Here is a 19,151-nt window from a genome sequence, read left to right on the forward strand (position 1 = left end):
AAGCGCTCATGAGCACGACACAGACCGCCCCCGCCCGCGACGTGGAGTCCGCCGTCCGCGTCATCTCGCACTGGATCGACGGCGCCGAGCGTCGATCCACCTCCGGCCGCACCGCGCCGGTGTTCAACCCGGCCACCGGCGCCGTCCAGGCCGAGGTGGCCCTGGCCGACCAGGCCGAGATCGATGAGGCGCTCGCGTCGGCGCAGCGCGGATACCAGCTGTGGAGCGGATACTCCATCGCCAAGCGCCAGGCGGTCATGTTCGCGTTCCGGGAGCTGCTGAACGCCCGCAAGCAGGAGCTGGCCGAGATCATCACGGCCGAGCACGGCAAGGTCGTCTCCGACGCGATGGGCGAGATCCTGCGCGGTCAGGAGGTCGTGGAGCTGGCCACCGGGTTCCCGCATCTGATCAAGGGCGCCTTCAGCGAGAACGCCTCGACCGGTATCGACGTGTACTCCCTCAAGCAGCCGCTGGGCGTGGTGGGCATCATCAGCCCGTTCAACTTCCCCGCGATGGTGCCGATGTGGTTCTTCCCCGTCGCGATCGCCGCCGGCAACGCGGTGGTCCTCAAGCCCAGCGAGAAGGACCCGTCGGCGGCGCTGTGGCTGGCGAAGCTGTGGCAGGAGGCGGGTCTTCCCGACGGCGTGTTCACGGTGCTGCAGGGCGACAAGCTCGCCGTCGACGGACTCCTGGAGAGCCCGGTCGTGCAGTCCATCTCGTTCGTCGGCTCGACGCCGATCGCGCAGTACATCTACGAGACCGCCTCGAAGCACGGCAAGCGCGTGCAGGCACTGGGAGGTGCGAAGAACCACATGCTCGTCCTCCCCGACGCCGACCTCGACCTCGTCGCCGATCAGGCCGTCAACGCCGGTTACGGCGCGGCGGGGGAGCGGTGCATGGCCATCAGCGTCGTCCTCGCCGTGGAGCCGGTCGCCGACGACCTGATCGCGAAGATCAGCGAGCGGATCGCGAAGCTGCGGATCGGCAACGGTGCGGGCGTGGACGGAGTCGAGCCGGATATGGGACCGCTCATCACCGACGTGCACCGCGACAAGGTGGCCACGTACGTCGACATCGCCGAGGCCGACGGCGCGAAGATCGTCGTGGACGGCCGGGGCTTGAGCGTCGAAGGCCACGAAGACGGCTTCTTCTTCGGCCCGACGCTCATCGACGACCTCCCGACCTCCTCGCGTGCGTACACCGAGGAGATCTTCGGACCGGTGCTGTCGGTCGTGCGCGTGCAGTCCTACGACGAGGGCGTCGACCTCATCAACTCCGGCCAGTTCGGCAACGGCACGGCGATCTTCACCAACGACGGGGGAGCGGCCCGCCGGTTCCAGAACGAGGTGCAGGTGGGGATGATCGGCATCAACGTGCCGATCCCGGTGCCCGTGGCCTACCACTCCTTCGGCGGATGGAAGCAGTCGCTGTTCGGCGACGCGAAGGCGTACGGCGTGCACGGGTTCGACTTCTTCACGCGGGAGAAGGCCATCACCGCCCGCTGGATCGACCCGGCCACCCGTCACGACACCGATCACGGCGGCATCAACCTCGGCTTCCCCCAGAACGACTGACACGAGAGCACGTCATGAGCAGCACCGACCAGCGCTGGTTCCACCGCCGGGGCGCCCTCACGCAGGGCGACTGGGAATCGGTCGTCGACGCGTCGACGCCCGATTGGCAGCACACCGGCATCCGCATCGCCGACCTCGCCGAGGGCGACACCGTCGCGCTGGACGAGCGCGGCGTCGAGCGGATCGTGGTGCCCCTCGCGGGGGAGTTCCGAGTGACCCACCGCCACCACCCCGGCGAGTGGGAGACGCGGCTGCACGGGCGGGCGTCGGTGTTCGCCGGCCCCACCGACGTGCTGTACCTGCCGACGGGGACGACCGCCGAGATCACCGGCACCGGACGGGTCGCCGTGGCCGAGGCGCCGACGGCGGAGGCGCGCCCGTGGCAGTACATCCCCGCCGAAGCGACCCCGGTCGAACTGCGCGGCGCGGGCGCGTCCAGCCGCCAGGTGCACAACTTCGGCACGCCCCAGGCCCTCGACGCCGCGCGCCTCATCGTGTGCGAGGTCATCACCCCGGCGGAGAACTGGTCGTCCTACCCGCCGCACAAGCACGACGAGCACGTACCCGGCCACGAGTCTCGCCTGGAGGAGATCTACTACTTCGAGGCGGCGCCGGTGGCGGATGCGGCGGCCCCCGGCGATGCGGCGTTCGGGATGTTCAGCACGTACTCCTCCCCGGCGGGGGAGATCGACATCAACGCGATGGTGCGCTCGGGCGACATCGCGCTGGTGCCCTTCGGCTACCACGGCCCGGCCGTTGCCGCCCCGGGGTACGACCTCTACTACCTCAACGTGATGGCCGGCCCCGATCCCGAGCGGGAATGGCTGATCAGCGACGACCCGGCGCACGCGTGGGTGCGCGACACCTGGAACGGGCAGAAGATGGACCCCCGGCTGCCCCTCGGACACGACACGGAAGGCCAGCACTGATGGCGGCGACGAAGCGGATGACGGTCAGCCAGGCGCTCGTGGAGTTCCTGGGTCACCAATGGACCGTCGACGGCGACATCCGCGAGCGCACGATCCCCGGCATGATCGGGATCTTCGGCCACGGCAACGTGGCCGGCATCGGCCAGGCCCTCAAGCAGGCCAACGTCGACCAGCCCGACCTCATGCCCTACTACCAGGCGCGCAACGAGCAGGCCATGGTGCATCAGGCCGTCGGGTACGCGCGCATGCACCGCCGTCGCGCGACGCTCGCCTCCGCGGCATCCGTGGGTCCCGGCGCGGCCAACATGCTCACCGCCGCGGCCCTGGCAACGACCAACCGCCTGCCCGCGCTGCTGCTTCCCAGCGACACGTTCGCCACGCGCGTGGCCGACCCGGTGCTCCAGCAGCTCGAGCAGCCGTGGGACATCGGACTCACCGTCAACGACGCGTTCCGGCCGCTGTCGCGGTTCTTCGATCGCGTGCAGCGCCCCGAGCAGCTGTACTCCATCGCGCTGGCCGCCATGCGCGTGCTGACCGACCCGGCCGAGACCGGGGCGGTCACGATCGCCCTCCCCGAAGACGTCCAGGCCGAGGCGATCGACGTGCCCGTGGAGTTCCTGGCGGACCGGGAGTGGCACATCCGCCGCCCGCGTCCCGAGCGTGCGCCGCTGGCCCGCGCCGTCGCCGCGATCCGCGCCGCCCGCGCACCCTTCATCGTCGCCGGCGGCGGCGTGCTGTACTCCGGCGCCGAGGAGCAGCTCCGCGCGCTCGCCGAGGCCACCGGCATCCCGGTCGGCACGTCGCAGGCCGGCGGCGGCGCCCTCGCGTGGGACCACCCGCAGAACCTCGGCGGCGTCGGCGCGACCGGCACGCTCGCCGCCAACCGCCTGGCCGCCGAAGCGGATGTCGTGATCGGCATCGGCACGCGCTACAGCGACTTCACGACGGCCTCGCGCACGGCATTCCAGAACCCCGACGTCGTCTTCGTCAACATCAACGTGGCGAGCTTCGACGCGTACAAGCACGGCACGCAGCTGCCGGTCGTCGCCGACGCCCGCGAGGCGCTGACCGAGCTCGCCGAGGCGCTCGAGGGCTACGCCGTCCCGCCCGGGCACGCCGAGCGCATCGCGCGGGAGAAGGCGGGATGGGACGCGCTCGTCGACGAGGCGTTCGCCCCGAGCGGGAGCGCCCTGCCCGGCCAGCCCGAGATCATCGGCGCCGTGCAGTCCGCGAGCGCCCCGGAGGACGTCGTCGTGCAGGCGGCGGGGTCGCTCCCCGGCGACCTGCACAAGCTGTGGCGCGTGCGCGATCCGCTCGGCTACCACGTGGAGTATGCGTTCTCGTGCATGGGGTACGAGATCGCCGGCGGTCTCGGCGCCAAGCGCGGCCTCCTGGCCGCCGGCGATGACCGCGACGTCATCGTCATGGTCGGCGACGGGTCGTACCTCATGCTCAACACCGAGCTGGTCACCGCCGTGGCCGAGGGGATCAAGCTCATCGTCGTCCTCATCCAGAACCACGGCTACGCCTCGATCGGTCACCTCTCCGAGACGGTCGGCTCCGAGCGGTTCGGCACGCTGTACCGCGAGTACGACCCGGAGGCGAAGAACTTCCAGGGCGAGGACATCCTCCCCGTCGACCTGGCGATGAACGCCCGCAGCTACGGCATGGACGTCATCGAGATCGAACCGGGCCCCGCGGCCATCGACGACCTCAAGGCCGCGATGGCGACGGCCAAGGCATCCGAGCGCGCGACCCTCATCCACATCAACAGCGACCCGCTCGTCTACGCCCCCGAGGGCGACGGCTGGTGGGACGTGCCGGTGGCCGAGGTCTCCACGCTCGAATCCACCCGGCGCGCCCGCGACGAGTACCTCGCCCAGCAGGCCGCCCAGAAGCCCCTCCTCGGCTGATCACCCCGACCACCCCTTCCACCGGAGAACACCATGACCGACACCATCCCCGCCGACGCCGACATCGTCGTGAACTCCGGCGCAGGCCTGCGCATCGGCACCGCACCGGACTCCTGGGGCGTGTGGTTCCCCGACGACCCCCAGCAGGTGCCGTGGCAGCGGTTCCTCGACGAGGTCGTCGCCGCCGGCTACACGTGGATCGAGCTCGGACCGTACGGGTATTTGCCCACCGACCCCCACCAGCTCGAGGACGAACTCGGCACGCGCGGGCTCAAGCTCTCGGCCGGCACCGTGTTCACGGGGTTCCACAAGGGCGACGACCAGTGGCAGCGCGCGTGGGATCAGGCCCTCGCCGTGGCCGGTCTCGCCTCGAAGCTCGGCGCGCAGCACCTGGTCGTGATCCCCGACCTGTGGCGCAGTGACGCCACGAGTGAGGTGCTCGAATCGCGCACCCTCACCGACGAGCAGTGGGCCAAGCTCGCCGCCGGCCACGACCGCCTCGGCAAGGCCCTCCTGGAGGAGTTCGGCGTCGCGCAGCAGTTCCACTCCCACGCCGACAGCCACGTCGGCACGACGCGGGAGGTCGTGCGCTTCCTCGACGAGACCGATCCGCGGTACACCAACCTGTGCCTGGACACCGGACACTTCGCGTACTACGGCGGTGACAACGTCAAGCTCATCCAGGAGCGCCCCGATCGCATCGGCTACCTGCACCTGAAGCAGGTCGACACGTCGCTCCTGTTCGACGTGCTGAAGAACGACGTGCCGTTCGCGGATGCGGTGACCCAGGGCATCATGATCGAACCGCCGTACGGCGTGCCCGACCTCGCCCCCATCATCGAGGCCGTCGCCGACATCGACTCCGACATCTTCGCCATCGTCGAGCAGGACATGTACGGGTGCGACGTCGACCGTCCGTTCCCCATCGCCCAGCGCACGCGCGAGCACATCTTCGGCTGCACGCACTTCGCCCGCGTCCGCTGATCCTCCGGAAGGCAACACCATGACCAACGATCTCCGCATCGGCGTCGTCGGCGCCGGCCAGATGGGCGCCGACCACATCGCCCGCATCACGAACCGCATCTCCGGCGCCGTCGTCTCCGCCGTCGTCGAGCCCGACCCCGGGCGCGCCGCGGCGGCCGCGGCGAACGCGCCGGCGGCGGCGACCTTCGCCCGCGTCGAGGACGCCATCGCCGCCGACGCCGTCGACGCGGTGCTCATCGCCGTGCCCGGGCCCTTCCACGAGCCCGTCCTCATGCCGGCCCTCGAGGCGCGACTGCCGATCCTGTGCGAGAAGCCGCTCACGCCCGACTCCGCGTCGTCGTGGCAGGTCCTCGAGCGCGAGCAGCAGCTGGACCGCCCGCACATCCAGGTCGGCTTCATGCGCCGCTTCGACGCCGAGTACGCCGCCCTCCGCGCGCTCGTGCAGTCGGGCGAGTCGGGCGAGCTCATGATGCTGCGCTGCGCGCACCGCAACCCGTCGGTGCCCGAGAGCTACACCCAGTCGATGCTCATCACCGACTCCGTCGTGCACGAGTTCGACGTCGTGCCGTGGCTCGCCGGCTCTCCCATCCGCAGCGTCGAGGTGAAGCATCCGCGGCGCAACAGCCTTTCCCCCGCCCATCTGCGCGAACCGATCCTGGTGATCATGGAGCTGGAGAACGGCGTGCTCGTGGACGTCGAGATGAACGTCAGCGTGCAGTTCGGCTACCAGGTCGCCACCGAGGCGGTGTTCGAGAAGGGCCTCGCCCGCATCGGCCAGCCCGCGGGACTGCAGACGTGGCGCGACGGATCGTTCTCGATCGCCGATCACATGAGCTTCACGACGCGCTTCGCCGCCGCCTACGACGCGCAGATCCAGCGGTGGGTGAACGCCGTGCACGGGGGCACCCTCGTCGACGGCCCCAACGCGTGGGACGGGTACCTCGTCGCGCTCGCGTGCGAGGCCGGCGTCCGCGCGCTCGAAGGCGGCATCGTGCCCGTCGAAGCCCCCGCCCGCCCCGCCTTCTACGCCTGACCCGGAAAGAGGCACCATGGTCCGCATCGCTCTCGATCCGACGCCGTACAACGACACGGTGCCCCTGCTGGAGTTCCCCGACCTGGTCGCGCGGCTCGGCTACGAGTACGTCCAGCTCACGCCCAGTCCCGACTTCGGCCGCCACTTCCACCACCCGAAGGTGGACTCGGGCATGATCGCCGCCCTGAAGAAGCGTGCGCGGGATGCCGGCGTGACCATCACGTCGGTGCTCCCGGTGCAGCGCTTCGGCGGGCCGGAAGAGCACCAGTGGCAGGCGGCGGTGTTCCACACGACCCGGTACATCCGGATCGCCGCGGAGCTGGAGGCGCCCATCGTGAACACCGAGTTCTCCGGCCGCCCCGAGCGCGAGGAGGAGTCGGAGTACGCCTTCTACCGCTCGATGGAGCAGCTCCTCCCGGTGCTCGAGCGCGAGGGTGTCACCCTCAACTTCGACCCGCACCCCGACGACTTCGTCGAGGACGGGCTCGAAGCCTGGCGCATCCTCCGGGGCCTGGACAGCGACCGGGTGGGATTCGTCTACGTGGCGGCGCACACCTTCCACTACGGCGACCGCGCGGCCACCCTCCTACCGATGGTGGGCGAGCGGCTGGGCGCGGTGTACGCGGCCGACTCGTTCGACCACCGTCGCTCGCACGGCCTGCGCTACATCTCCAACCCGCCCGGCAACACCGCCCGCGTGCACCAGCACCTCAACATCGGCGACGGCGACGTCGACTGGGGCGAGCTGTTCGGCACGCTCCGCGCGATCGGCTACCTCGACCGCGAGGACGCCCTCATCGTCTCCAACGTGTTCGCCGAGGACGAGAACGCCGACGAGTCCGCGCGCTTCCAGCTGTCGCGGCTGCGCGAACTGCAAATGTAAGTTTGACAGGACATACTGACATCTGGCACGATACCCCCAATGGTGAACCGTGGGCTCTCTGCCCGCGAAACCCGACAAAGGAGTCCTGATGGCTACTTCACATACCGCCGGCGGTCTGTCGGAGTCGAACCTCCCCCCGCTGGGGACAGGTCCGCACCGCAAACGCCTCGGTGTCGTCGCCCTGATCGCCACGTTCGGCGGTCTGCTGTTCGGCTACGACACCGGCGTGATCAACGGCGCCCTGCGGCCCATGGCGGCAGAGCTCGGCCTGAACCCCTTCACGGAGGGGGTGGCGACGTCGTCGCTCATCTTCGCCGCCGCGATCGGCGCCGTCACATGCGGGCGTCTCTCGGACGGCTGGGGCAGGCGGAAGACGATCATCCTCCTGGCCGTGCTGTTCTTCGTCGGCACCGTGTTCGTGGTCTTCGCCCCGAACCTGGCGGTGCTCGTCCTCGGCCGGGTGCTCCTGGGGCTCGCCGTCGGCGGTGCATCCACCGTCGTGCCCGTCTTCCTGGCCGAGATCGCGCCGTACGAGATCCGCGGGTCGCTCGCGGGCCGCAACGAGCTCATGATCGTCGTCGGGCAGCTGGCGGCGTTCGTCATCAACGCCATCATCGGCAACACGCTCGACCACGTCGAGGGCGTGTGGCGCATCATGTTCGCCATCTGCGCCCTGCCGGCCATCGCGCTGTTCGTCGGCATGCTGCGGGTGCCCGAGTCGCCTCGCTGGCTCGTGGAGAAGGGGCGCAACGATGAGGCGCTCGCCGTCCTGAAGACCGTGCGGTCCGAAGACCGCGCGATCGCCGAGCTCGGCGACCTGGCGAAGATCGCGGAGGAGGAGAAGGAAGCCGGCCAGATCGGCTGGCGTGCGGTGTTCAGCAACAAGAACCTCCTGCGCATCCTCCTGATCGGCATCGGCCTGGGCATCGCCCAGCAGCTGACCGGCATCAACTCGATCATGTACTTCGGTCAGACGGTGCTCATCGAGTCGGGCTTCTCTGAGAGCGCCGCCCTCATCGCCAACGTCGCCCCCGGCGTGATCGCGGTCATCGGTGCCTTCATCGCGCTGGCCATGATGGACCGCCTCGACCGCCGCAAGACGTTCATCATCGGGTTCTCGCTCACCACCGTCAGCCATCTGCTGATCGGCATCGCCTCGATGACGCTGCAGGTGGGGAACCCCATCCGCCCGTTCGTGATCCTGTTCCTGGTCGTCGTGTTCGTCGGCTCGATGCAGACCTTCCTGAACGTCGCGGTGTGGGTGTACCTGTCGGAGATCTTCCCGCTGCACATGCGCGGCCTCGGCATGGGCGTCTCGGTGTTCATGCTGTGGGTCACCAACGGGTTCCTGTCGCTGTACTTCCTCTCCCTCGTGGATGCGGTGGGCATCACCGGCACCTTCTTCCTGTTCGCCGTGGTCGGCGCGCTCGCCCTCCTGTTCGTGTGGCGGTTCATCCCCGAGACCCGCGGGCGCACGCTCGAGGCCCTCGAGGAGGACGTCACGACCGGTGCCATCTACACGGTCAAGAGTCGCGTCCGCACCTGACCCGCGGGCAGGACAGCGAACCGCCCGCACCCCTCGGGGTGCGGGCGGTTCTGCCGTCGCCGCCGCTCAGGCGGTGTCGAACGTCGTGGTGCCGGTGACGGCGGGCACCTCGACCCAGGCGCCGTGCCGCGCGCTGGCCAGGGCGGCGTCGGCGACCTCGGCGGCGGCCCACCCGTCGGCGGCCGAGGGCGCGAGCTGGCGCCCCTCGGCGATCGAACGCAGGAACAGCGACGCCTCGATCGTCTTGAGGTCGTCGAAGCCCATGCTCGTGCCCGGTCCCGGCTGGAAGCGCGCGAACTCGCCGTATCCGGGGTGGGCCATGATCGTGCGGTAGCCGGCGCGGTCATCGGCCAGGCGCAGCTCGTTGAGCCGCTGGAAGTCCCACCGGAGCGCCCCCTTCGTGCCGTAGACCTCCACGACGTACTCGGCGTGCGGGCCCACCGCGACGCGGCTGGATTCGAAGACGCCGATCGCCCCGGAGTCGAACCGGCCGATGACAGCGGCGTAATCCTCGTTCTCGACCGGGCCCACCGGCCCGCCGGCGGCGCCGCGGGAGAAGTGGCCGGCCGCGCCGGCGGAGGGGAGGGGCCGTTCGGCGATGAAGGTCCCCTGTGCGGCGGTCACGCTCGCGATCCGCCCGACGAGGAACTGCGCGAGGTCGATGCCGTGCGACAGCAGGTCTCCCACGACGCCCGACCCCGCCCGCTCCTGCAGGAACCGCCACGTCAGCGCTCCGCCCGGATCGGCGGAGTAGTCGGCGAGGAAGCTCGCCCGCACGTTCGTGATGACGCCCAGTGCCCCGGATCTGACGAGCCGGCGCGCCTCGGCGATCGCCGGGACGTGGCGGTAGTTGAACCCCACCGACGTCACGACACCGGCGGATGCGGCGGCCTCGGCGATCTCGCGCGATTCCGCGGCGCTCCGGCCCATCGGCTTCTCGATCCAGAACGGCTTGCCCGCCCGCGCTGCCGCCACGGCGATCTCGCGGTGGAGGAAGTTGGGCGAGCAGATCGACACGGCGTCGATCCCGGGGTCGGCGAGCAGGTCGCGGTAATCCACGACGGCCTGCTCGTACCCGAGCGCCTCGACGGCGTGGCGCCGGCCGCCCTCGTCGGGATCGGCGGCCGTGCGCAGCACCGCGCGCACGGGCAGCTCGGGGAAGTGGTGCGCGGTCGCGAGGTACGCGCGCGAGTGGAGGCGCCCCATCCAGCCGACGGAGATGAGACCGATGTTCAGGTTCCGGGTCATCGGACGAGGGCGTCCTGCAGTGCGGTATCCGCTGCCTTCAGGACCTCGGCGGCTTCGCGCACTCCCTCGACGCGGCCGAGGGAGACGTCTTCGTGCTCGATGTTGACGAACATGTCGGGATCGATCTCGTGCAGGGCGCGCAGGAACTGCGTCCAGTACGCGACGTCGTGTCCGCGGCCGAGCGCGACGAAATCCCACGCGGATTCGGCCGGCCACTCGTTGGCCCACTCGTCGCCGCCGAGGTTCGTGCGCGCCTCGTCGGGGGACAGGCGCCGGAAGGAGTTGTCGAGCACACCGTTCAGCTGCGCCCACTGCGGGTTGATGCGCACATCCTTCGCGGCGGCGTGCAGCACGAGCGGGCCGAGGTGGCGCGCGACGGCGACGGGGTCCATCTGCTGCCAGAACAGGTGCGACGCGTCGAGTTCGACACCGAGGTGGGTGGCGCCGGTGAGGTCGATGAGCTTGTGCACGTCGGCGGCGTTGAACACGAGGTTCTGCGGGTGCAGCTCGAGGGCGACCTTGACGTCGTGATCGGCGGCGAAGCGGTCCATCTCGCGCCAGAAGGGCGCGGCGACGTCCCACTGGTGGTCGAGGATGTCCAGCGCGGCGGAATTCCACGCGTTGACGACCCAGTTCACGCGCGTGGCGCCCGGCTCGCCCCCGGGGAGCCCCGACATCGTCACGACGCGGTGCTGCCCGAGGCGCTCGGCCAGCCGGATCGAGCGGCGCACGTCTTCGGCGTGCTTCTGCCCGATCGCGGTGGTCGGATGCAGCGGATTGCCGTTGGCGTTCAGACCGGCGATCTCCACGCCGGTGCCCTCGAAGACGGCGAGGATGTCGTCGCGCGCGGCGTCGCTGACGAGGATGTCGTCGAACGTGGGCACGTGCACCGCCGGCAGGAACCCGCCGGTGTTCAGCTCGATGCCGGTGAGCCCTGCACCGGCGATGACCTCGAGGGCCTCGGGGAGGGTGCGATCGTGCAGGATCGCGTTGTACAGGCCGAGTCGCATGTCGGACCTTTCAGACGGCGACGGGGGTCGTCGCGGGAACGGTGACGGCGCCGCCGCCGAGCGCGGCGGAGCGGGCCACGGCATCGATGAGCAGCATGTTGTGCAGGCCCTCGTCGAAGCCGGCGTTGCGCGGCAGCGACGAAGACTCGGGGATGCCGGCGACCTCTTCGAGGAAGGCCCGCGCCTGGAACACGAAACCCTCGTTCTGCCCGACGCCCACGCCCGGCGCATCCATCGCCAGACCGCCGCGCCAGTAGGGGTGCGTGGGTCCGAGCGTGACGGTGCGGTAGCCGGCGTCCTCGGCCTCGGGGAGGAAGAGCTCGAACTGACCCGGACGGCGGAAGTCGAACAGCGCCGACCCCTTCTCGCCGAACACCTCGAAGACGAGGGAGTTCGCGTGGCCGGCCGCGACGCGTGAGACCTGCAGGGTCGCGGTGCCGCCGCCGGCGAACTCGCCCGAGAACGCGGCGATGTCGTCGTTCTCGACCGCCTCGCGCTCGCTGGAGACAGCGCCGCCCTCGTGCCCGACGACCGCGCCGAGGGGCCGGGGACGGCTGGGGATGACGGTGCTGAGCGTGCCGCCGCGGACCGAGGCGAACTCCGCCCCGGCGACGAACTCGGCGAGGTAGGTCAGGTGGCTGCCCACGTCGGCGAGGGCGCCGGAGCCGTTCGGACCCTTGTAGCGCCAGCTGATGGGGGAGTCGGGGTTGCAGCCGTAGTCGGTCCAGTAGTGGCCGCTGACGTTGAGCACGCGCCCGAGCCGGCCCGATCGGACGAGGTCGCGGATGTGGGCCACGCCGGGGGAGCGGCGGTACGTGAGGCCGATGCGGGCGACGGTGGATGCGGCCTCCGCGGCGGCGACCATCGCGCGGGCGTCGGCGAGGGTGTCGGAGAGCGGCTTCTCGCACAGGACGTGCTTGCCGGCGGCCAGCAGCGCCTCCACGATCTCGCGGTGCAGCGCGTTGGCCACCACGACGCTCACGACGTCGATGTCGTCGGCCTCGACGACTGCCTGCCACGACGTGTCGAACCGCTCGAACCCGAAGCGTTCGGCGGTGGATTCGGCGAGCGGGGCGTACGCGTCGGCGATCGACACGAGTCGCACGGGCGGAAGTGTGCTGTCGTACACGGTGGGGGCGGTGCGGTAGCCGGCGGCGTGGGCCTTGCCGGCCATGCCGGCGCCGATGACGGCGACGCCGATGTCGGTCGTGCTCATGGTTTCTCCCGGGGAGTGGGGCGGGTCCGCTCCGATCGCGCCGGTGCGGTGGGAGACTCGTGTGGAGCGCTCCATACGGGGAGGCTACTCTTGTGCATATGTCCTGTCAAACACGAATACGGAGGGCGTGAGATGGCCAATGGCCGGCCGACGATCTACGACGTCGCGAAAGCCGCCGGGGTGTCCAAGTCGCTCGTCTCGCTCGTCCTGCGGGGCGCGGGCGGCGTGAGTGCGGCGTCGCGCGAGGCCGTCCAGCGCGCCATCCGCGACCTGGACTACCGGCCCAGCCGCGCTGCGGCCGCGCTCGCCGCCGGGCGCACGCGCCTGGTCGGCGTGCTCATCGACGACTACGCCAACCCCTGGTTCGTCGACCTGCTCCGCGGGCTCGACGAGGTGCTCAGTCCCGACGGCTACCGGCTGAGCGTCGTGGACACGGCGACCGCCGCCGGCGTCGAGGATCCCGTCGAGGGCCTGCTGTCGATGCGCGCCGACGGCATCATCGTCGCGCGCGACGTCCCGCACGTGCTCCTGGGCGACGCCGCACCCCCGTTCGTCATCGCCGGCACCCGCGCCGACGTCCCCGACGGCGTGGACGCGGTCGGCAACGACGACGTGCTCGGCGCGCGCCTGGCCACCGAGTACCTCCTCGGCCTGGGACACCGGGAGATCGGCCATCTGTCGGTCGTGGGCGGGGCCGGGCAGACGCGGCGGGAGAGCTTCCTGGCGGCGATGGGGGATGCCGGGGCCCTCGCGCGCGCGACGGCGTACCGTGGGCCCGCCACCGAGCGCGCGGGATATGACGGCTCGCTCGCCCTCCTGCGGGAGCATCCCGGCGTCACGGCGATCTTCGCCGCGAACGACGTCATGGCCATCGGCGCGCTCGGCGCCGCGCGCGAGCTCGGACGCGACGTGCCGGGCGACCTCTCGATCGTCGGCTACGACAACACCGCGCTCGCCCAGACGCGGCTCATCGACCTCACGACCGTCGACGACGACAGCGTGGGGGTCGGCCGGGAGGCGGGCAAGCTCCTGCGGGCACGCCTGGCCGGGGAGGATCCGGTCGACGTCCGCCGCACGCTGGAGCCCTCGCTCGTCGTGCGCGGCACCACGGCGCCGCCCCGATTGAAGCCCTCCCCGCGAGACTGCACGCCACCGGCGAAACCCCGACATAAGGCCGCGGTCTCGCCGGTGGGGTGCACTCTCGCGGGGAAGCGGCCGGAGGCGTCGGCGGGGAATGTTGACACGAGGGGAAATGTGCATATGATCGGACAAAGTCTGAGCAAGGGAGGTCCTATGCCACTCGTCCGCATCGACCACAGCGACGCCCGCACCAATCCGCGTGAGATCGCCACCGCGATCCACGACGCGATCGTCGAGGTCTACGGCATCCCCGAGCGTGACCGCTTCCAGGTCATCACCGCGCGCCCGGCGGCGACGATCATCGCGGAGGACGCCGGTCTCGGCTTCGACCGCACCGACCCCGTCGTCATCCAGATCTTCACGCAGCGCGGGCGCACGGATGAGGCCAAGCAGCGCCTGTACGCCGAGATCGCCGCGCGGCTCGAGGCCGTCGGGGTCGCGGGGGAGGACGTCTTCATCGGCTACGTCGAGAACGGCCCGCAGGACTGGTCGTTCGGCTTCGGCCGCGCGCAGTACCTCACCGGCGAGCTCGCCGTCCCCGCACCCGCTTCCGAGAAGGAGTGACCGCCATGTCCACGATGCTCGAGAGCGACCTCGCCTCCCTCGCCCGCGCCGCCGCCACCACACCGACCGTGCTGTGGAACGACTCCGCCGACCCCGACGAGCTGCGCCGCTCGATCGCGTTCGGTGCGGTCGGTGCGACGTGCAACCCCGTCATCGCCTTCGCCGCGATCAAGAAGAACCCCGAGGTGTGGGTGCCGCGCCTGCGCGAGCTCGCTGCCGAGCACCCCACGTGGGGCGAGTCCGAGCTGGGCTGGCAGGCCGTCAAGGAGCTCTCGATCGCCGCCGCCCAGCTGCTCGAGCCGGCGTTCGCCGAAAGCGGCGGCCGCAACGGGCGCCTGTCGATCCAGACCGACCCGCGTCTGCACCGCGACGCCGACGCCCTCGTCGCGCAGGCGGTGGAGTTCTCGCAGCTCGCCGAGAACATCATCGTGAAGATCCCCGCCACCGCCACCGGCATCGCCGCGATGGAGGAGGCCGCCTACCGCGGGGTCAGCATCAACGCGACGCTGAGCTTCACGGTGCCGCAGGCCGTCGCCGTCGGCGCAGCCCTCGAGCGCGCCCTCGACCGGCGCGCGGCCGACGGGCTCCCCGAGCAGGAGTTCGGCCACGTCGTCACGATCATGGGCGGTCGCCTGGACGACTGGCTGAAGAAGTGGACGGCGGACAACCGCATCCTCGTGACGCCCGGCGTGCTGGACTGGGCCGGCGTCGCCGCGCTCAAGCACGCGCACGCCGTCTTCACCGAGCGGGGCTACCGCAGCCGCATCCTCTCGGCTGCGTTCCGCAACCACCTGCAGTGGGCGGAGCTGGTGGGCGGCGACCTCGTCGTCTCCCCGCCGTTCGACTGGCAGGCCCGCATCAACGAGAACGCGATCCCCGCCGACGACCGCATCGACGTGCCGGTGGCGCCGGAGATCCTCGCCGAGCTCCAGCGGCTCAGCGAGTTCCGTCGCGCGTACGAGATCGACGGCATGGCACCGTCGGAGTTCGCCGACTTCGGGGCAGCCCGCACCACGCTGCGTCAGTTCCTGGAGGCCGACGCGCAGCTGGACGCGCTCGTGCGCGACGTCATCGTTCCGCCCGCCTGACCTCGGCGGCGCAGCAGGATGCGGCCCCCGGGCCGTGGTGTCACAATCGGAGCTGAGGCGAGCATGCCGGAAGCCCCGGCGGCGGGCCGATCCCGGATCGGGAGCCATGGCGATGAGATTCTCGATACTCGGTCCGCTGCAGGTCACGACGACTGCCGGGCTCGTTCCGGTCGGGGGTCCTCGCCATCGGAGACTGTTGTCGGCTCTTCTGGTCACTCCGGGCGAGGTGGTCTCGACCGATCGCCTGATGGACATCCTGTGGTCATCGTCCCCGCCTGCCAGCGCGCACGACATGGTCCACGTCCGCGTGAGCGAGATCCGGCGCAGCCTCCGCGCGGTCGACAGCGGCACGAACCTGCTCGTGCGCCACCCGTCCGGTTATGCCGTCGAGGTGGCGGATGACGCTGTGGATGCGACGCTCTTCCGCTCCCTGACCGAGCGGGGCAGGCACGACCTCGCTCGCGGCGATCCGGAACGCGCAGCGCGTCATCTCCGCGCCGGGCTGGAGCTGTGGAGGTCGGAGCCGCTGCCCGAACTCGCCGACTGCGACTTCGCCCAGCCGACGATCGCAGAGCTTTCCGAGCTGCGTCTCCAGGCCGCAGAGGACGCCATCCAAGCCGACCTCGCCCTGGGGCGGCACCGTGAAGCCGTCGGCCCGTTGCGCGCTCTCCTGTCCGAGCATCCGCTGCGCGAGCGAATGCGAGGCCAGCTCATGGTCGCCCTGTACTGCGGCGGGAGGCAGTCCGAAGCCCTCGATGAGTACGACAGGCTGAGGAACCTCCTGGCCGACGCCTTGGGGGTGGACCCCTCGGTCGAGTTGCAGGACCTCCGGACCCGGATGCTCCGGCACGATCCCGATCTCCAGCCCTCCCACCCCGACGTGATCCTGCCGCGCCGGGACAACCTCCCCCGCTCCCTCACCAGGTTCGTCGGCAGGGCGGCCGAGGCCTCTCGACTGGACAGCCTCCTCGCGGCCGGGCGACTCGTCACCATCGTCGGGGTGGGCGGGGTGGGGAAGAGTCGCTTGGCTATCGAATCTTCCAGGTCCCACGCGAGCGAGAACGCCGGCGGAGTATGGCTCGTCGACCTTGCGCCCGTGTCCGACGCGACGCTGCTCCAGCCGACGGTGGCTCATGTGCTGGACGTTCCGGAGCGTTCTGACCGCTCGCTGCTCGACCAGCTCATCGACTCTCTTCGCAACGCGCCGACGCTCCTCGTCTTCGACAACTGCGACCTTCTCGTGGACGACGTCGCTGCCCTCGCCGCCGTCCTGCTCCACGCATGTGCGCGACTTCGGATCCTGTGCACGAGCCGCGAACGCCTGCAGGTGACCGGTGAGGTGGTCCTGTCCCTCGACGGCCTCGCCGTCGACGCGGAACGCGCGGACACCGGCGTCTGGCCGGAGGCGGTGCAATTGTTCGCGGAGCGCGCGGAGTCCGCCCAGTCCGGTCTGCGCTTCTCGGGCGACAGCGTCCCCCTGATGAGCGACATCTGCCGCAGATTGGACGGTGTACCGCTGGCGATCGAGCTCGCAGCGTCTCGAGTTTCGACGCTCGGCCTGAAGCAGATCAGTGATCGCCTGGACGACCGGTTCCGCCTGCTCGACGTCAACGACCGCGATGTCGACCGCCGCCACCGCACATTGTCGGCCGTCGTGGAGTGGAGCTTCGACCTCCTGAGTGCGGAGGAGCAGGAGGCGCTGCTGTCTCTCGGCGTCTTCGTGGGTGGCTTCGCGCTGGAGGCGGCCGAGGCGGTCTGCTCCACGCGCGACGGGGCCGCCGAGGTGGCGGAGGTGCTGGCGCGCCTGGTCGACAAGTCGCTCGTGCAGACCGACCGCTGGTCGCCGCTGGAGTACCGGTACAGGCTGCTGGAGACCATGCGCGATTACGCCCGCGCCGGTCTTCATCAGCGTGGCCTCGTCGATGTCATGTGCGCTCGACATGCCGCCTACTTCGCGGCGATGGCCGGCGGGGCGGCGAAGGAGCTGCGGGGAGACGCTCAGGGGCTCTGGCTCGACCGGCTCGAGCGAGAACACGACAATCTCCGCGCGGCGATGACGTTCTGTCTCGGGTCGGGCCGCGACGCCGACGCGGCGGCGATGGCCGCGGCGCTCTACCCCTTCTGGGATCTGCACGGTCACTACTCCGAGGGGCGACAACGCCTCCAACAGGTGCTGGACAGCGACCGGCTGACACCGCGCCAGCGCGCACCCGTGCTCATGGGCGCGGCGACGTTGGCCGCGATCCAAGGTGACCTGGCCATCGCGGGTGGCGCCGCCGGGGAGGCGGCCGACGTCTGCCGAAGGACGCGCGACGCGGCCGGGCTGGCCCACGCGCTCTCCTACCTGGGGTTCGTGGGAATCGGGAGCGGCGACCTCGACGGCGCGGACACCTTTCTCGACGAAGCCGTCGCGGTCGCGCGGGGCGCGGACGCGCGGTGGGAATGGGGATGGGCGCTGCTGTTCCGATCCATCGTCGCTCTCTCCGCCGGTCGATACGGGGATGCCGTCACGGCCGCCGATCTGTCGGACGAGGTGACGACGACGGTCGGCGATCCCGAGCTGCGGGCGTGGAACCATCTGTCGCGGGCCTGCGCATGGGTTGCGCTGGGCGATCACCGCCGCTGCGCGGCCGAGGCCGGCGACGGCTTGCGCGCGTTCGCCGATCTGGGCGGGGTGTGGGGGCTCACCGAGGGACTGCTGATCTCAGGCATCCTCGCATCACGCGTCGGAAGAGTGCGCGACGGCCCGCTTCTCCTCGGTGCCGCCGCACATCTCGCCGAGCTCGTCGGGCCCGCTCAATTCGGCTTCCTCACCTCCGCCGTCGACAGTGAGCGACTGCACCTGATCGAGACGCTGGGTCGCGCGGGGCTGCGCAGCGGGTGGAACCGAGGGGCTGCGATGGAGCGCAGCGCCGCTGTGGCGCTGGCGCTGCGCTCCCTCGATGGGATCCTCAGCGGAACATGACGGCCATCCCCACCTTCCAGCGACCGTCGTTCCCGACGAACCTGTGAGTGAAGGGGATGCCCGCCCGCAGCTCATCATCAGCCAGTGTGACCGTGCGCGTGTAGGTGCCGATGAGGTCGTCGGGGTTGTCGAACAGCCCGACGATCCAGTCGACCGCCGAGTCGAACCATCCCTTGACGTACGACGCGAGGTAGTTCGCCAGCGGAGGTGGGATGGGGATGCCCACCCACATCCCACCCACGATGATGCCTCTCGCGATCAGCGCTTCCGTGACGTAGGCCTGGACATACTCTTTCGCAGCCTGCAGGACGGCGTTGTAGTTCCCATCGTCCTTCTCGACGGCGTCGATCTTGAAGGACAGCGTCCGCGGGTACTCCGTGCTGCTGCGGTCGAGTTCGATCGATGCGAGGCGGACGTCGTCGACTTTCACGACTTCGCCCTCGTCCCGGCTCCCGAATTTGGAGAGCTTGGTGGTCACGGTGCCCTTCTCGCTGAGAGTGGTGACCGCGAAATGCACCGTGTCCGTCGCCCTTGTCCGCCAGGTGTCATCGTTGGACTTCTCCACGGTGAACTCCTGCAGGACGAGATCGACGTGCCTGACCGATCGGGCCCGCGGCGGTGGAGGTGCTGCGACACCACCGGGCGCGACGACGATCTCACCCCGCAGGGCGGCGAGCTCGCTGCGAACAGCGGAATTGACCGGCGGCAGTGCCGCTGCGGTCCGCTCGTTCAGCGGCATGGCGATCCCGATCTGGACATAGGGGCCCATGACGGCCACGCGCTGCGATCTGTCCAGCAGGGCCTGTTTCTTGAAATAGCCCTCGGCGTTTCGGCGGACGGGCTCGGGGAGGTTCCGATAGAAATCCCCGAACCTCTCCTCAGCGCCCCGGCGGGCCAGGCCTGCGACGACGTATCGTTCGCCGGCGAGGAGGAACTCCTGGAAGGCGCGGTGACCCTCGGCGAGCCCTGCTGCGGAAACCATGAGGGCTCCAGATGTGGTGGACATGATGTGGTCCTTTCGGTCGAGTCGATTACCGACCGAGCATCGGACGCCGGCC

14 protein-coding genes and 1 pseudogene are annotated in these 19,151 nt (G+C 70.3%); 11 read left to right on the forward strand and 4 right to left on the reverse strand.

The window, feature by feature from the left end:
• Positions 1 to 8: 8 nt before the first annotated feature.
• The 7 genes from F6J85_RS03520 (at position 9) to F6J85_RS03550 (ending at position 8,862) form a co-directional block, all read left to right on the forward strand.
• Positions 9 to 1,574, forward strand: a complete 1,566-nt coding sequence (locus F6J85_RS03520; RefSeq protein WP_150923848.1) for a CoA-acylating methylmalonate-semialdehyde dehydrogenase — start codon at positions 9 to 11, stop codon at positions 1,572 to 1,574.
• A gap of 14 nt (positions 1,575 to 1,588) precedes the next feature.
• Positions 1,589 to 2,503: a 5-deoxy-glucuronate isomerase gene (gene iolB / locus F6J85_RS03525; protein ID WP_150923849.1), complete on the forward strand. Its 915-nt coding sequence runs from the start codon at positions 1,589 to 1,591 to the stop codon at positions 2,501 to 2,503.
• Complete coding sequence (gene iolD / locus F6J85_RS03530; protein WP_150923850.1) at positions 2,503 to 4,416, forward strand: 3D-(3,5/4)-trihydroxycyclohexane-1,2-dione acylhydrolase (decyclizing); 1,914 nt, start codon at positions 2,503 to 2,505, stop codon at positions 4,414 to 4,416. The genes iolB and iolD overlap by 1 nt, the downstream gene beginning before the upstream one ends.
• Positions 4,417 to 4,449: 33 nt before the next feature.
• Positions 4,450 to 5,400, forward strand: a complete 951-nt coding sequence (locus F6J85_RS03535; protein ID WP_150923851.1) for a sugar phosphate isomerase/epimerase family protein — start codon at positions 4,450 to 4,452, stop codon at positions 5,398 to 5,400.
• Between the two features lie 19 nt (positions 5,401 to 5,419).
• Positions 5,420 to 6,433, forward strand: a complete 1,014-nt coding sequence (locus tag F6J85_RS03540; RefSeq protein ID WP_150923852.1) for a Gfo/Idh/MocA family protein — start codon at positions 5,420 to 5,422, stop codon at positions 6,431 to 6,433.
• Between the two features lie 16 nt (positions 6,434 to 6,449).
• Positions 6,450 to 7,316, forward strand: a complete 867-nt coding sequence (locus F6J85_RS03545; RefSeq protein ID WP_150919562.1) for a sugar phosphate isomerase/epimerase family protein — start codon at positions 6,450 to 6,452, stop codon at positions 7,314 to 7,316.
• An 88-nt stretch (positions 7,317 to 7,404) separates the two neighbouring features.
• Positions 7,405 to 8,862: a sugar porter family MFS transporter gene (locus tag F6J85_RS03550; protein ID WP_150923853.1), complete on the forward strand. Its 1,458-nt coding sequence runs from the start codon at positions 7,405 to 7,407 to the stop codon at positions 8,860 to 8,862.
• A gap of 66 nt (positions 8,863 to 8,928) precedes the next feature.
• Here the strand turns inward: F6J85_RS03550 and F6J85_RS03555 are convergent, their stop codons facing one another.
• From F6J85_RS03555 to F6J85_RS03565, 3 genes are read right to left on the reverse strand one after another with little or no spacing between them, the layout of a single operon-like run.
• Positions 8,929 to 10,110 carry a Gfo/Idh/MocA family protein gene (locus F6J85_RS03555; RefSeq protein ID WP_150923854.1) on the reverse strand — a complete coding sequence of 394 codons (1,182 nt, stop codon included), beginning with the start codon at positions 10,108 to 10,110 and terminating at the stop codon, positions 8,929 to 8,931.
• On the reverse strand, positions 10,107 to 11,120 hold the full coding sequence (locus tag F6J85_RS03560; protein ID WP_150923855.1) for a sugar phosphate isomerase/epimerase family protein: 1,014 nt from the start codon (positions 11,118 to 11,120) through the stop codon (positions 10,107 to 10,109). The genes F6J85_RS03555 and F6J85_RS03560 overlap by 4 nt, the downstream gene beginning before the upstream one ends.
• 10 nt (positions 11,121 to 11,130) lie before the next feature.
• A complete protein-coding gene (locus F6J85_RS03565) occupies positions 11,131 to 12,336 on the reverse strand; it encodes a Gfo/Idh/MocA family protein (RefSeq protein WP_150923856.1) in 1,206 nt (401 codons plus the stop codon).
• Between the two features lie 132 nt (positions 12,337 to 12,468).
• Here F6J85_RS03565 and F6J85_RS17800 point away from each other — a divergent pair.
• The 4 genes and pseudogenes from F6J85_RS17800 to F6J85_RS03580 all read left to right on the forward strand — a co-directional run.
• Positions 12,469 to 13,434: pseudogene (locus F6J85_RS17800) on the forward strand (LacI family DNA-binding transcriptional regulator); the annotation flags it as partial.
• Between the two features lie 195 nt (positions 13,435 to 13,629).
• A complete protein-coding gene (locus F6J85_RS17805; protein WP_202980889.1) occupies positions 13,630 to 14,040 on the forward strand; it encodes a tautomerase family protein in 411 nt (136 codons plus the stop codon).
• A 5-nt stretch (positions 14,041 to 14,045) separates the two neighbouring features.
• On the forward strand, positions 14,046 to 15,128 hold the full coding sequence (locus F6J85_RS03575; RefSeq protein WP_202980870.1) for a transaldolase family protein: 1,083 nt from the start codon (positions 14,046 to 14,048) through the stop codon (positions 15,126 to 15,128).
• A 112-nt stretch (positions 15,129 to 15,240) separates the two neighbouring features.
• Positions 15,241 to 18,093, forward strand: coding sequence for an AfsR/SARP family transcriptional regulator (locus F6J85_RS03580; RefSeq protein ID WP_275094061.1), 2,853 nt, complete (start codon positions 15,241 to 15,243; stop codon positions 18,091 to 18,093).
• Here the strand turns inward: F6J85_RS03580 and F6J85_RS03585 are convergent.
• Positions 18,080 to 19,099 (reverse strand): hypothetical protein, encoded by a 1,020-nt coding sequence (locus F6J85_RS03585; RefSeq protein WP_150923859.1) that lies wholly within the window; start codon positions 19,097 to 19,099, stop codon positions 18,080 to 18,082. The genes F6J85_RS03580 and F6J85_RS03585 overlap by 14 nt on opposite strands.
• Positions 19,100 to 19,151 lie beyond the last annotated feature (52 nt).

It is taken from the genome of Microbacterium lushaniae, assembly GCF_008727775.1.
Taxonomy (GTDB): domain Bacteria; phylum Actinomycetota; class Actinomycetes; order Actinomycetales; family Microbacteriaceae; genus Microbacterium; species Microbacterium lushaniae.

Excerpts from the sequence above, each read along its gene's own strand:
- F6J85_RS03520 (WP_150923848.1), top strand. The coding sequence starts at position 9 with ATGAGCACGACACAGACCGCCCCCGCCCGCGACGTGGAGTCCGCCGTC.
- iolB (WP_150923849.1), top strand. The coding sequence starts at position 1,589 with ATGAGCAGCACCGACCAGCGCTGGTTCCACCGCCGGGGCGCCCTCACG.
- iolD (WP_150923850.1), top strand. The coding sequence starts at position 2,503 with ATGGCGGCGACGAAGCGGATGACGGTCAGCCAGGCGCTCGTGGAGTTC.
- F6J85_RS03535 (WP_150923851.1), top strand. The coding sequence starts at position 4,450 with ATGACCGACACCATCCCCGCCGACGCCGACATCGTCGTGAACTCCGGC.
- F6J85_RS03540 (WP_150923852.1), top strand. The coding sequence starts at position 5,420 with ATGACCAACGATCTCCGCATCGGCGTCGTCGGCGCCGGCCAGATGGGC.
- F6J85_RS03545 (WP_150919562.1), top strand. The coding sequence starts at position 6,450 with ATGGTCCGCATCGCTCTCGATCCGACGCCGTACAACGACACGGTGCCC.
- F6J85_RS03550 (WP_150923853.1), top strand. The coding sequence starts at position 7,405 with ATGGCTACTTCACATACCGCCGGCGGTCTGTCGGAGTCGAACCTCCCC.
- F6J85_RS03555 (WP_150923854.1), bottom strand. The coding sequence starts at position 10,110 with ATGACCCGGAACCTGAACATCGGTCTCATCTCCGTCGGCTGGATGGGG.
- F6J85_RS03560 (WP_150923855.1), bottom strand. The coding sequence starts at position 11,120 with ATGCGACTCGGCCTGTACAACGCGATCCTGCACGATCGCACCCTCCCC.
- F6J85_RS03565 (WP_150923856.1), bottom strand. The coding sequence starts at position 12,336 with ATGAGCACGACCGACATCGGCGTCGCCGTCATCGGCGCCGGCATGGCC.
- F6J85_RS17805 (WP_202980889.1), top strand. The coding sequence starts at position 13,630 with ATGCCACTCGTCCGCATCGACCACAGCGACGCCCGCACCAATCCGCGT.
- F6J85_RS03575 (WP_202980870.1), top strand. The coding sequence starts at position 14,046 with ATGTCCACGATGCTCGAGAGCGACCTCGCCTCCCTCGCCCGCGCCGCC.
- F6J85_RS03580 (WP_275094061.1), top strand. The coding sequence starts at position 15,241 with ATGAGATTCTCGATACTCGGTCCGCTGCAGGTCACGACGACTGCCGGG.
- F6J85_RS03585 (WP_150923859.1), bottom strand. The coding sequence starts at position 19,099 with ATGTCCACCACATCTGGAGCCCTCATGGTTTCCGCAGCAGGGCTCGCC.